The organism is Vibrio sp. 03_296, assembly GCF_002265885.1.
The window spans coordinates 1-288 of the sequence record NZ_NPKW01000193.1 but is presented as its reverse complement, the minus strand read 5'-3'; the positions used below and the strand labels follow the sequence as shown (position 1 = coordinate 288).

Sequence of the window (288 nt, the reverse complement as noted above, 5' to 3'; positions counted from 1 at the left end):
AGCGTAACCAGACTTAGACTTTACTGTGTCGCCAAGGTACCTAGGTTACCGATTTTATCAAGTAGAATAACTTGCATTGTTTAATCCTCTTTCTTAATAAACGGTACCGATTACTGATGCTTGTCAGTGTACGGTAGTAGAGCTAGGTAACGAGAACGCTTGATCGCGCGAGCTAGTTGACGCTGATACTTAGCGCTAGTACCAGTGATACGGCTAGGTACGATTTTACCAGCTTCAGTGATGTAGTTTTTAAGAGTTGCTACGTCTTTGTAATCAATCTCTTGTACG

At 42.0% G+C, this 288-nt stretch carries 1 protein-coding gene; it reads right to left on the bottom strand.

Features of this window, described 5'->3' with window-relative positions; all coding sequences use genetic code 11:
- Nucleotides 1–110: 110 nt before the first annotated feature.
- Nucleotides 111–288: 30S ribosomal protein S18 (gene rpsR / locus CIK04_RS22835; protein ID WP_128824658.1), on the bottom strand; the 178-nt coding region annotated here is incomplete at its 5' end.